Origin of the sequence: Actinoplanes oryzae (assembly GCF_030757795.1) — a bacterium.
Lineage (GTDB): Bacteria > Actinomycetota > Actinomycetes > Mycobacteriales > Micromonosporaceae > Actinoplanes.
In genome coordinates this window covers 14497-26170 of record NZ_JAUQWH010000060.1, presented here as the reverse complement: position 1 = coordinate 26170, position 11674 = coordinate 14497, and the positions used below count along the sequence as shown (strand labels likewise).

Below are 11674 nucleotides of genomic sequence, written 5' to 3'. Positions count from 1 at the left end.
GCAAACGGGCATGAACCCAGTAGCCGGAAACCGCAGGACATAGCCGCATCACGTGGCCTTGCCGCGCCGCGTGAGCCTCGGCACGCTGAGCCGCGGGAGGCTCTCATGGCTCGTTTCCGTACGCTGACCGCTGCCGCCACCTTCGTCCTCGCCGTGCCGTTCGTCGCCGTGTCACCCGCGGCCGCCGGCGGCACCACCGGCGGCACCACCGGCCCCGACGCCGGCGGCACCACCGGCCCCAACGCCGTCGTCACCTGGCATCTCAACGCCCAGAACGCGATCTACGAGGTGGCGCGCCAGCCCCCGTACATCGCCGGGCGCAGCTTCGCCATCGTCTCCGGCGCCGTCTACGACGCGGTCAACGCGATCGCCGGCACCCCGTACGAGCCGCTTCTGGCCGCCCCGCGCGCGCACCGCGGCGACTCGGTGGACGCGGCGGTGGCCACGGCGGCGTACCGGACGCTGCTCTGGCAGTTCCCCGCGCAGGCAGCGGATCTGCAGGCCCGCTACGACGCGGCGCTCGCGGCCGTCCCCGACGGCCCGGCCGAACGCGGTGGCATCGCCGTGGGCACAGCTGCGGCGGAGACAATGATCACCGCCCGGACGAACGACGGCTCGAACGGCCCGGCGACCTGGACAGTCGGCACGGCGCCCGGCCAGTGGCGCCCGACCCCGCCCACCTTCGCATCGGACGCGGCGTTCGCGCCCGACATCAAGCCCTTCGTGATCCGCTCCGGCGCCGACTTCCGCACGCCGGGGGCGCCGGCCCTGACCAGCGCCGAGTACGCCCGCGAACTCAACGAGGTCAAGGCGCTCGGCGGCGCCACCAGCACCGTGCGCACCCAGGACCAGACCGAGTCGGCGAAATGGTGGCACGACCGCCGGATGACCGAGTGGCAGATCCGCCGCAACCTCGCCACCTCGCAGCGGCTGAGTCCCCTGCAGACGGCCCGCCTCTTCGCGATGACCGACGTGGTCCAGGCCGACGGGGGCATCGCCTGCTTCACCGAGAAGCGTCGCTGGTCCTTCTGGCGCCCGGTGACCGCCGTCCAGCTCGCCGACACCGACGGCAACCCCGCGACGACCGCCGACCCGGCCTGGATGCCCCTGCTGATCACGCCGGGCTTCCCGGAGTATCCGTCCGGCCACAGCTGCTCGACCGGCGGCGTGATGGCCACGCTCCGGGCCTTCTTCGGCCGCGACGGCCTGACGTTCAGCGCGTTCAGCGAGGACTCGGGCACCACCCGCACCTTCACCAGCTTCTCGCAGGCCACCGCCGAGGTCATCGAGGCCCGCATCTGGGGCGGCGTGCACTTCCGCTCCGCCGACGAGGACGGCGTCCGCCTGGGCGAGGCGGTGTCGAGATACATCCTCGCCCGCGAGTTCCGCCCGCGCCGCTGAAAAACCTCGCGACAACCCAAGACCGGCGGCGGCCCAGGAGCGGGCGGCCCAAGACCGGCGGCGGCCCAGGAGCGGGCCGCCCGAGACCGGCGGCCCGGGGTGGGCAGCGCGGCCCGCCCCGGGCCGTCCCCGCGCGCCGCATCGGGGTCGTCAGGCGCGCAAGTCCAGCCGTTCGGGCACCGCTGGTTCCGGAACCGGGGCGAGCTGTTGACTTTGACCGCCGCCTATCGCTTTCTGTGATCTGGTTACACCCCTGTTACGGAAAGGACCACCCCGCATGACGACACGCCGGCGCCTCAGCCGGATCCTCGCCGTCGGCCTGCTGGTCGCCACGGCCGGAACCCTGGTCGGCACGCCCGCCACCGCCGCCCCGGTGGTGCAGTCGCCCGACCTCGGCGCCAACGTCACTGTCTTCGACCCGAGCATGCCGGTGGAGCAGATCCAGGCCACCCTGGACGCGACGCACGCCAAGCAGGTCGACAACGAGATGGGTACCGCGCGCTACGCCTATCTCTTCAAGCCCGGCACCTACGGCACGGCCGACAAGCCGCTGCAGATCAAGGTCGGCTACTACACCGAGATCTCCGGCCTGGGCGCCGCGCCGTCCGACGTGGTGATCAACGGCAAGGTGGAGGTCTACAACCGCTGCCTCGCCGACGGCGGCACGAGCAACTGTCTCGCCCTGGTCAACTTCTGGCGGACGCTGTCCAACCTGACCATCAACGTCAACGGGGCGGGCCAGGACGGCTGCCGCGCCGGGGCGAACTTCTGGGCGGTGTCCCAGGCCGTCTCGCTGCGGCGGATCAATGTCAACGGCGGCTTCACGCTGATGGACTACTGCACCGCCGGCCCGCAGTACGCCAGCGGTGGCTTCATCGCCGACTCCAAGTTCGGGGCGGTCACGAACGGCTCGCAGCAGCAGTGGCTGACCCGCAACAGCGAGGTCGGCAGCTGGTCGAACGGCGTCTGGAACCAGGTCTTCTCCGGCGTCGTCGGCGCCCCGGACGACTCGGCCTTCCCGGACCCGCCGTACACGACGGTCGAGCAGACCCCGGTCAGCCGGGAGAAGCCGTACCTGTTCGTCGAGAACAACCAGTGGAAGGTGCAGGTTCCGGCGGCGCAGCGCAACACCAGCGGCGTTTCCGCGAAGAGCGGCCGCTCGCTGCCGTTGAGCAGCTTCTTCGTCGCGAGCCCGAAGACCCCGGTGTGGCAGATCAACGCCAACCTCGCCCTGGGCAAGAACCTCCTGCTCACCCCCGGCGTGTACGACGTCGCGAGCAGCATCAACGTGTTGTGGCCGAACCAGGTCGTCCTGGGCCTGGGGCACGCCACGCTGACCGCGGTGAACGGCGCCACGCCGTTGACGGTGGCCGACGTGCCCGGCGCGGTGGTCGCGGGCGTCACCATCGACGCCGGCACCAAGGAGTCGAAGACGCTGCTGCGCGTGGGCGTCAAGAACGGCCTCGGGATCAGCACGCCGGCCAACCCGACGACGCTGTCCGACGTCTACTTCCGCGTCGGCGGCCCGCACATCGGCAAGACCGACATCGCGCTCGAGGTCAACAGCGACAACGTGCTCATCGACCACACCTGGGTGTGGCGCGCGGACCACGGCGTCGAGGGCTTCACCGAGGGCGTGAACGGTGACACCCAGCGGTGGCGCACCAACACCGGTCGCTACGGCGCCGTCATCAACGGCGACAACGTGACCGCGACGGGCCTGTTCGTCGAGCACTTCCAGAAGTACAACACCACCTGGAACGGCGACAAGGGCACGACGATCCTCTACCAGAACGAGCTCCCGTACGACCCGCCGACGCAGGCCGACTGGATGAACGGCAAGGTCGAGGGCTACGCGGGTTACAAGGTCGGGGACAAGGTGCGCACCCACACCCTCTACGGCGCGGGCGTCTACGTCTTCAACCAGAACAACCCGGAGATCCACACCGAGAACGGCTTCGAGGTGCCGAACCGGCCCGGCGTGAAGCTGCACCACATCATGACCGTCAACCTGAGCGCGGGCACCATCGACCACGTCGTCAACGGCGTCGGCCCGGCCGCGCCGCCGTCGACATCGGGCACCCCGCAGTACATCGCGGAGTACCCGGCGCCGTAGGCGAAGCAGCGTCAGCAGGTGGCCAGCATCGAGGTGAGCTTCGTCTTCTCGGTGCTGGTCACCGTCAGGTCGTACACATATTTGACCTTGACCCACATCCGGGCGTACGTGCAGTGGTAGCTCGTCAGCGGCGGCACCCACGAGTCGGGTGACTTGTCGCCCTTGGACTGGTTGACGTTGTCGGTGACCGCGAGCAGTTGCGGGTTCGTCAGGTCGTTCGCGAAGTCCTCCCGCTCGGCCGTCGTCCAGGCCCACGCCCCGGAGATCCACGCGTTCTTCAGCGGCACCATGTGGTCGATGTCCACGTCCGACGCGGCGGTCCAGGTGGCGCCGTCGTAGACGCTGTACCAGGAGCCCGAGGTCGCGGCGCACGCCGAGTCGGTGACCACGCCCGATCCGTCGCGCTTGAGGACGGTCTCGCGGGTGTTGCACGATCCGGAGACGGTGGACCAGTGCGGGAACAGGTCCCGGTCGTACGTCGTCGTGTGCGTCGAGGCCGCCACGGTGAGCGTGGCGAGGTAGGTCCGGGCGGTGGCGGCGGTGGGGGTGCCGGGCGGCGCCGCGTCGGCGGACCCGGTCGTGGTCACCTGCACGGTGACGGTCAGAGCGGCGGTGACGAGGAGAGCCAGAATTCTCTTCACCAGGCGATTCTCGGGCGCAAACATTGACGTGCATACATGTCAAAGAAGTCATTCCGCCGAAGTTTCGCCCTACGGCGCACGGGAATGCGACCGTTCCCCTACGACAGGAGAACTGACATGGCCACCGCTTCCGGCGCGGGTGACGTCGCATACTCCCGGCATCGCACCGCCGTCCAGACCGCGGCCCTCGCCGTCGCCGTCGTGTTCCTGCTCGTCGGCGTCCTCGGCTTCATCCCGGGCGTCACGACCAACTACTCCGACCTCGGCTTCGCCGGGCACCACAGCGACGCCAAGCTGCTCGGCATCTTCCAGGTGTCGGTCCTGCACAACATCGTCCACCTGCTCTTCGGCATCGCCGGGCTCGCGCTGGCCCGCACGGTCTCCGGCGCGCGCAACTACCTCATCGGCGGCGGCGTCATCTACCTGATCCTCTGGCTCTACGGCCTGGTGGTCGGCCAGGACAGCGCCGCCAACTTCGTCCCCCTCAACACCGCCGACGACTGGCTGCACCTCGTCCTGGCCATCGGCATGATCGCCCTCGGCTTCCTCACCACCCGCCGGCGGCCGTAGCCCACCCCGGCTCTGCCGCCGGACCTGTTAGAAGATCCGGCGGTAGAGCGAACACCCCGCGCACACCGCCGGCGGCTCGGCACTGCTCAGGCGGGCCCGGAACTCCCGGTACGCCGCCCCGCGCCAGATCTCCGGAAAGCTCTGCTCGGCGAGGCTCCCCAGCGCCACCCGGTCGTCGCCCATGACCATGCAACAGGGCTGCACGACCCCCGCGCTCGTGATGTACGCCGCGTCCCAGGGCCACGAGCACCCCCGCCGATCGCCGGCCGGCTCCTCGGCCCGGGGCAGGCGCAGCTTGAGACCCGTTGTGGCGGCGGCGATCCGGGCCTCCGCGAAGGCGGGCGGCGACGATGTCCACAGTGCCTGCTCCGCGGCGAAACTGCGGATTCCCTCGTACGCTCCGGCGGGGTCCGTGTCGGAGAAGCTGTGCGACAGGTTCTGCACGTGCAGCTCGTCGACGCCGAGGTCCCCGAGCAGGCGGACCAGGCCGGGCAGCTCCGCCACGTTGTCACGCATGGCCACGAAGACCACTCGCACCCACGGGGTACGACTCCCCGCCGCCCGTTTCGCCGCGACCAGCCCGGCCAGGTTGGCGACCACGGTGTCGAAGGTCGCCCCGGCGCGGATGTTCTCGTAGGTCGCGGCGCGCGCCCCGTCCAGCGACACGTGCAGCCAGTCGACGCCGCTGTCGACCAGCTCGCGGGCGCGGCGGGCGTGCAGGAGCGTGGCATTGGTGTTGAAGCCCACGGTGATGCGGCGCTCGACGGCCGTACGGATCATGGCGGGCAGATGGGGTGACAGCAGCGGCTCGCCGAGGCCCTGCAGGGTGAGCCGCCGCAGCCCGGGCACGTCCGCGACCAGGCGCTCGAAGAGTTCCGCCGGCATCGCCCCGGCCAGCTTGTTGACCGGTGGGCGATAGCTGACCAGGCACATCGTGCAGCGCAGGTTGCACGCCGACGTGATCTCGAGCTGCAGATGCTCGGGGAGCGGCGGGATCAGATCGACCGGCATCGCTTTCGTGTGCCCCGGCGCGCGCCCGGCAAACGCGAGGAGTGCCCCGGCCCCCGGCGCGGAACCGCACAGCTGACCGCACGAGGCGGCAGGGCAGCACAGGCCGTGATCGACATAGGTTGGGGGCGTGGATCTCATCGCGAGTTGTGCGGCGTTCGTCGCGGTCAGCCGGCACGAAAGCTTCACGCAGGGCGCGGCGGCCGTGGGCATCCCGCAGCCGGTGGCGAGCCGGCGCATCGCCGGCCTGGAGCAGCACCTGGGCGCACCCGTGCTGGAGCGCTCGTCGCGGACGGTGGCGCTCACGCCCTTCGGCCGCGACATGCTGGCGGTGGCGCAGCGCCTCGTCGACCTGGCCGAGGCGTTCGACCACCACGCCGACCGGGCCCGGCACCGGGCGTTCGACCTCGCCGTGCCGGCCGCCGCCCCGCCGCTCGCCCTCGCCTTCCTCATCGCCGAGGGGCGGCGCCACGGGCTGTATTTCGACGTCGTACCCGCCGGCCCCGGGGAGCGTGCCGATCTCGTGCGGACGCGGGAGGTCCACGCCGCGATCACCGCCGTGCCCGCCGGGAGCGGCGAGTGGGTGGTGCCGCTCGGCCTGGCCGGTGTGTTCCGCGACGACGGCCGTGAGTTCTGTCTGGAGCAGCTGCGGGCGGGCCGCGACGCCGACGCCGAACCGCGCCGGGTGTGGGTGCAGCCCGAGGACGACGTGCCGCACGTCCTCGACCGCATCGTCCGGCTGGGCCACGCCGTCGGCCTGCTGCCGTACCAGATCGTCAAGGCGCGTTCCGTGCCCGGCGCCGTGGCGCGGGCGCTCGGCGGGGCGGATCTGGTCCTGTGCTCCCGGGCGGAGGCCGACGCCTTCGGGCTGACCTGGCGGCCGGTCGGAGAGGAAGCGTTCGCCCGGGGATATGACGCCGTGGCGGGCTCGGCGGACGACAGCAGGAAGCTGCGTACCGTGCTGGCCGCGGCCGTCGCCGCATGCGTGGGAGACCCGTCGTGAGCCTGACCTCCGCCGTCCGCGACGCGCGGGAGGCCCTGCGGGCCGGCGGGCTGCGCGGCTCGTTCCTGGTGCGGGACCTCGGCTCGGGCGCCGAGCTCGACCTCGACGCGGACGTCGTGTTCCCGGCCGCGTCCCTGGTCAAGGTCCCGCTGGCGGTCGCCACCCTGGAACGCGTCGCCCGCGGCGAGCTGGACGCCGCCCGCCGCGTCGAGGTGGCGCCCGGCCGGGTCGCGACCCCGGGGCCGACCGGGCTGAGCAGGTTCCGGCATCCGGCCGTCGTCGCGCTCGACGATCTGCTGTACCTGGCCGTGGCGATCAGCGACAACGTCGCCGCCGACGCGTTGTTCGAGCTCACCCCGCCCGCCGCCGTCGAGGCGGAGCTGCGCCGGCTGGGCGTCGGCGGCATCGCGGTCCGGCACCCGACCGGCTCCCTCATGGACACCCCGGCGGAACGCTTCGGCCCGGCCGAGGTGCACCTGGCGCACGCGCTGGCCATCGGCGGGGGTGCGGCGGGGCGCGGGCACGCTGTCACGCAGCTCGACGTGACCCGGGCCAGCACCGGGACGGCCCGATCGTACGCGGACCTGCTCACCGCCGTCTGGCGGGCCGACCCGGTCTCGGCGCCGGTCGCGGCGCGCGTGCGGGAGCTGCTCGCGGCCAATGTCGTCCGGCACCGGCTGGCGCCCGATCTCGGCTCGGACGCGTCGCTCTGGTCGTCCAAGACGGGCACGCTGCTGAACCTGCGCCACGAGGCCGGCGTGGTCGAGCATGCCGACGGCCGGGCCTACGTGGTGGTGGCGATGACCGAGTCGCAGGTCCCCGCGGCGGTGCAGCCGGCCGTCGAGGCGCTGATGGGCCGCGTCGCCCGGGGGCTGCGGGACGCGCTGCGCGGGGCCTAGGAGGCGCTCACCGGGGCGGTGAAGAGCCCTTCGAGGGCGTCGATCAGGTGGGCGCCGGTGGCGGCCCAGTCCGCTTCGGTGGCGCCGGCCCGCTCGCGGTCGGCGCAGGTGTGGGCGATCAGCGTGTGGGCCATCTCGATGCGGGTGTCGCGTACGCCGGGCGGCAGGCCGGACAGGCAAGCGCGGAGCTGGTCCAGGGCGTCCCGGCGGCCGGGGGCGTGCTCCTCGGCGGCGAGGCGGCGCAGGGCCGGGTCGGTCAGCAGCTGCGCGGCGAAGCGGGCGTACCAGCTGGGGGTGCCGAGCGACGCCAGGTGCGCGGTGCTGGGCAGGACCAGGCAGGAGAGGCGGTCGCGCAGGCCGGTGCTGCCGGCGTGGCGCTCGAGCAGGGTGCGGCGCAGGCGTTCCCGGGGCTCGTTGTGGTGCTGCAGGATGGCGCGGATCAAGTCGGTCTTGGTGCCGAAGTGGTAGCCGACCGCGGCGTTGTTGCCCTGCCCCGCCGCCTCGCTGACCTGCCGGTTGGAGACGGCGACGATGCCCTGCTCGGCGTAGAGGCGCTCGGCGGTGGCGAGGATCAGCGCGCGGGTGGGGCGCGCCGTGGTGGTTTCGCTCATGGGTGACGGTCCTGACCTGGGGTGTTGCGGTCCAGGATAGACGGGCGCCGCATTCAGTCACTTGACTTAGGAGGATTGGGCGGCGTTGAGTGGTTTGGGTGAGCGAAACCATCACGTTTCCCGCCGAGCGCGCCGAGCGCTGCCCGTTCGATCCGCCACCGGTCCTGCGCGAGCTGCGGGACGAGACGCCACTGACCCGGGTCCGGCTGTGGGACGGCTCCGAGCCCTGGCTCGTCACCCGCCACGCCGAGCAGCGCACCCTGCTCGCCGACCGCCGGCTCAGCGCCGATGTGACCCGCCCCGGCTACCCGTCCGCGGCTCCGGCCCGCCCGGGCGGCATGGGCGGCGGCATCGGCTTCATCCTGATGGACGATCCCGAGCACCTGCGGCTGCGGCGCATGGTCACCGCGCCCTTCGCCATCAAGCGGGTCGAGGCGCTGCGCCCCCGGGTGCAACGCATCGTCGACGACCTCATCGACGCGATGCTCGCCGGCCCGAAGCCCGCCGACCTGGTCGAGGCCTTCGCGCTGCCGGTGCCGTCGCTGGTGATCTGCGAGCTGCTCGGGGTCCCGTACGAGGAGCATGATTTCTTCCAGTCGCACAGCCGCAACCTGATCAACCGGACCGTGTCACCGGAGACGCGCGGCGCGTCGTTCCAGGCGCTGACCGGGTATCTGCGGGGACTCCTGGCCGAGAAGACGGCCGATCCCGGCGGCGACGTGCTGTCGCAGCTGGTGGCGCGGGTCGAGGCCGGCGAGCTGGAGCCGGGCGACGCGGCCGGGATGGGCGTGCTGCTGCTGCTCGCCGGGCACGAGACCACCGCCAACATGATCGCGCTCGGCACGCTCGCGCTGCTGGAGCACCCGGAGCAGCTGGCCCTGCTGCGCGACTCCGGCGACCCGAAGGTGGTCGCGGCCGCGGTCGAGGAACTGCTCCGCTATCTCACCATCACGCACACCGGCCGGCGGCGCGTGGCGCTCGAGGACATCGACATCGCCGGCGTCACGATCCGCGCCGGCGAGGGCGTGATCCTGGCCAACGACATCGGCAACCGCGACCCGCAGGTCTTCCCCGACCCGGACACGCTCGACCTGACCCGCGACGCCCGGCGGCACGTCGCCTTCGGCTTCGGCGTGCACCAGTGCCTCGGGCAGCCCCTGGCCCGCATGGAGCTGCAGGTCGTCTACAGCACGCTCTACCGCCGCATCCCGACCCTGCGCCGCGCGACCGCCCTCTCCGACGTCCCGTTCAAGCACGACGGGGCGGTCTACGGTGTGTACGAGCTGAAGGTGAGCTGGTGACCATGAAGGTGCTCCTCGACCAGGACAAGTGTGTCGGTTCCGGCCAGTGCGTGCTGGCCGCCCCCGAGGTGTTCGACCAGCGCGACGAGGACGGGGTGGCGTTCCTGCTGCAGACCGAGCCGCCCGGGTCCGAGGGCGACGACGTCCATCACGCCGCGCTGGTGTGCCCGGCCCAGGCCATCGACGTGGAGGACTGAGCGGGCGCCCAGGCGGCGACCTCGTCGGCGGGCAGCGGGCGGGACAGGTGGTAGCCCTGGGCGTACTCGCAGCCCAGCTCGCGCGCGATCACGTACGTCTCGGCGTCCTCCACGCCCTCGACCACGACGGCGAGCTCGAGGGCGTGGGCCAGCTCGACGATCGCGCCGATGATGGCGCGGCCGCTGCCGGTCGAGGTCAGCTTGGTGGTGAACTGACGGTCGATCTTCAGCTCGGTCAGCGGCATGCTCTGCAGGTAGCTCATCGACGAGTAGCCCGTGCCGAAGTCGTCGATGGACAGCAGCACCCCCAGCTCGCGCAGCTCGGCGAGGACCGTGGTGGCCCGGGCCGGGTCGCTGATCATGGCGCTCTCGGTGATCTCCACGGTCAGATGCGCCGCCGGTACGTCGTACCGGCCGAGCAGCAGCGCGATCCGCCCCGGCAGCCCCGCGTCGAGCAGGCAGGCGGCACCGACGTTGACGGCGACCGGGATCGTGCGGCCGCCGGCGCGCCAGCGCTGGTACTGGTCCAGCGCGATCGCGAGCAGCGCGTCGGTCAGCGCCGGCATGAGCCCGCTCTGCTCGGCGGCGGGGATGAACTGGTCCGGATAGAGCAGCCCGCGGACCGGGTGCCGCCAGCGCACCAGCGACTCGACGCCGCTGAACCGGCCGTCGGCCATGCGCACCTTCGGCTGATAGTGCAGCTCGAGCTCGCCGACCTCGATGGCCCGGCGCAGCTCGCCGACCACGGTCAGCCGCTCGAAGCTGTGCTCGTCGGCGTCCCGGTCGTAGAGGCTGATGCCGAGGTGGCCGCGCTTGGCGGCGTACATGGCGACGTCGGCGTGCTGCAGCAGCTCGGCCGCGCTGCCGCTGGGGTGGGGATAGAGCGCGGCGCCGACGCTGGCGCTCACGTCGACCGCGATGCCGTCGAGGTCGGCGACGCCGTGCAGCGCGCTCAGCACCCGGTCGCCGATCGCGAGCAGGTCCGCCGCCTCGTGCACCCCGGGCAGCAGGACGGCGAACTCGTCGCCGCCGAGGCGGGCCACGAGGCTGTCCGAGCGTACGGCGGAGGTGAGCCGGCGGGCGACCTCCTGCAGCAGCAGGTCGCCGTAGTGATGGCCGAGGGTGTCGTTGACCTCCTTGAACCGGTTGAGGTCGAGCAGGAAGAAGCCGACCCCGGTGCCGTCGCGGTCGGCGGCTTCGATCGCCTCCTTCACCCGCTCGGTGAGCAGCTCCCGGTTGGCGATGCCGGTCAGCCCGTCGTGCGAGGCCCGGTACCGGCTCTCGGAGGCCTGCCGCTCGGTGCTGGTCTGATACATGAGCAGCACCACCGCGCAGGTGAGCACGAGCACCAGGTCGACGCCGGACATGATCTCCACCGCGCGCAGCAGCCGCTCGCTGTCCCGCCGGCTCTGGGCGAGCAGCGCGTTGATCTCGTCGTCGTTGCGCTGCACGCTGTCGGCGGCCTGCTTGCGCAGGGCGGCGGCGCTCTCCGCGGCCTGCCGGGCGTCCGCCAGCTCCTGCGTGCCGTCCCGCTCGCTGTCGACGAGGTTGCGCAAGGTGTAGCTGTAGCCGTCGTACGCGTTGTGCAGCGCCCGCGCCTGCCGGGCGTCCGAGCCGCCGTGCACGTAGAGCCAGCGCAGGTCCCCGGCGGCCGAGCCGATGACCGACGCCAGCGTGCCCCGGCTCACCTCCTCGTCGCCGCGCAGATAGTCGGTCAGCGTCTCGTACTCAACGCCGATCCTGACGTAGGCGTTGCTCCAGTGCTGGCTGACCAGTTCGCGCTCGGCGACCCGGGCGCCGGCGCGTGCGGCGGTCTGCGTGCCGAGGACGGCCAGGCCGGCGAGCAGGATGAGCCCGGCCAGCAACGCGGCGATGGCGCACCGGGCCACGACCCGGCGCCTCATCCAGCGCAGCGACATCCGCATGC

Annotated in this window: 11 protein-coding genes; 7 read left to right on the top strand and 4 right to left on the bottom strand. The window is 72.1% G+C overall.

The genetic code is table 11. The features are described 5' to 3' along the window. Window positions 1-105: 105 nt before the first annotated feature. Both RBH18_RS20565 and RBH18_RS20560 read left to right on the top strand, forming a co-directional pair. A complete protein-coding gene (locus RBH18_RS20565; RefSeq protein ID WP_306210173.1) occupies window positions 106-1401 on the top strand; it encodes a vanadium-dependent haloperoxidase in 1296 nt (431 codons plus the stop codon). 277 nt (window positions 1402-1678) lie between these two features. Continuing rightward, window positions 1679-3517 carry an adenylyl cyclase gene (locus RBH18_RS20560; protein WP_306210171.1) on the top strand — a complete coding sequence of 613 codons (1839 nt, stop codon included), beginning with the start codon at window positions 1679-1681 and terminating at the stop codon, window positions 3515-3517. A gap of 11 nt (window positions 3518-3528) precedes the next feature. Here the strand turns inward: RBH18_RS20560 and RBH18_RS20555 are convergent, their stop codons facing one another. Next, window positions 3529-4182, bottom strand: coding sequence for an HNH endonuclease family protein (locus RBH18_RS20555; protein WP_372338952.1), 654 nt, complete (start codon window positions 4180-4182; stop codon window positions 3529-3531). A 93-nt stretch (window positions 4183-4275) separates the two neighbouring features. Between RBH18_RS20555 and RBH18_RS20550 the strand changes: the two genes are divergently transcribed. Then, complete coding sequence (locus RBH18_RS20550) at window positions 4276-4728, top strand: DUF4383 domain-containing protein (RefSeq protein WP_306210167.1); 453 nt, start codon at window positions 4276-4278, stop codon at window positions 4726-4728. Window positions 4729-4755: 27 nt separating this feature from the next. Here the strand turns inward: RBH18_RS20550 and RBH18_RS20545 are convergent, their stop codons facing one another. Next, window positions 4756-5739 carry a radical SAM protein gene (locus RBH18_RS20545; protein WP_306210166.1) on the bottom strand — a complete coding sequence of 328 codons (984 nt, stop codon included), beginning with the start codon at window positions 5737-5739 and terminating at the stop codon, window positions 4756-4758. Window positions 5740-5866: 127 nt separating this feature from the next. Here RBH18_RS20545 and RBH18_RS20540 point away from each other — a divergent pair, with 127 nt between their 5' ends. Both RBH18_RS20540 and RBH18_RS20535 read left to right on the top strand, forming a co-directional pair. Next, entirely contained in the window at window positions 5867-6739 is an 873-nt protein-coding gene (locus RBH18_RS20540; protein ID WP_306210164.1) for a LysR family transcriptional regulator, read from the top strand. After that, window positions 6736-7638 (top strand): serine hydrolase, encoded by a 903-nt coding sequence (locus tag RBH18_RS20535; protein ID WP_306210162.1) that lies wholly within the window; start codon window positions 6736-6738, stop codon window positions 7636-7638. Before RBH18_RS20540 ends, RBH18_RS20535 begins: the two co-directional genes overlap by 4 nt. Here RBH18_RS20535 and RBH18_RS20530 read toward each other — a convergent pair. Next, entirely contained in the window at window positions 7635-8249 is a 615-nt protein-coding gene (locus RBH18_RS20530) for a TetR/AcrR family transcriptional regulator (protein WP_306210160.1), read from the bottom strand. The two genes, RBH18_RS20535 and RBH18_RS20530, sit on opposite strands and share 4 nt — an antisense overlap. A gap of 98 nt (window positions 8250-8347) precedes the next feature. Between RBH18_RS20530 and RBH18_RS20525 the strand changes: the two genes are divergently transcribed. Together RBH18_RS20525 and RBH18_RS20520 are read left to right on the top strand one after the other, a co-directional pair. Continuing rightward, the gene (locus RBH18_RS20525; RefSeq protein ID WP_306210158.1) at window positions 8348-9550 is read left to right on the top strand and encodes a cytochrome P450; all 1203 of its coding nucleotides are present in this window, start codon (window positions 8348-8350) and stop codon (window positions 9548-9550) included. A gap of 2 nt (window positions 9551-9552) precedes the next feature. Continuing rightward, window positions 9553-9747 (top strand): ferredoxin, encoded by a 195-nt coding sequence (locus tag RBH18_RS20520; protein WP_306210192.1) that lies wholly within the window; start codon window positions 9553-9555, stop codon window positions 9745-9747. Here RBH18_RS20520 and RBH18_RS20515 read toward each other — a convergent pair. Next, window positions 9699-11666 (bottom strand): putative bifunctional diguanylate cyclase/phosphodiesterase, encoded by a 1968-nt coding sequence (locus RBH18_RS20515; protein ID WP_306210156.1) that lies wholly within the window; start codon window positions 11664-11666, stop codon window positions 9699-9701. The genes RBH18_RS20520 and RBH18_RS20515 overlap by 49 nt on opposite strands. Window positions 11667-11674: the final 8 nt, after the last annotated feature.

Coding starts and splice junctions, on each gene's coding strand:
- RBH18_RS20565 (WP_306210173.1), top strand. CDS start 106: ATGGCTCGTTTCCGTACGCTGACCGCTGCCGCCACCTTCGTCCTCGCC.
- RBH18_RS20560 (WP_306210171.1), top strand. CDS start 1,679: ATGACGACACGCCGGCGCCTCAGCCGGATCCTCGCCGTCGGCCTGCTG.
- RBH18_RS20555 (WP_372338952.1), bottom strand. CDS start 4,182: ATGTTTGCGCCCGAGAATCGCCTGGTGAAGAGAATTCTGGCTCTCCTC.
- RBH18_RS20550 (WP_306210167.1), top strand. CDS start 4,276: ATGGCCACCGCTTCCGGCGCGGGTGACGTCGCATACTCCCGGCATCGC.
- RBH18_RS20545 (WP_306210166.1), bottom strand. CDS start 5,739: ATGCCGGTCGATCTGATCCCGCCGCTCCCCGAGCATCTGCAGCTCGAG.
- RBH18_RS20530 (WP_306210160.1), bottom strand. CDS start 8,249: ATGAGCGAAACCACCACGGCGCGCCCCACCCGCGCGCTGATCCTCGCC.
- RBH18_RS20520 (WP_306210192.1), top strand. CDS start 9,553: ATGAAGGTGCTCCTCGACCAGGACAAGTGTGTCGGTTCCGGCCAGTGC.
- RBH18_RS20515 (WP_306210156.1), bottom strand. CDS start 11,666: ATGTCGCTGCGCTGGATGAGGCGCCGGGTCGTGGCCCGGTGCGCCATC.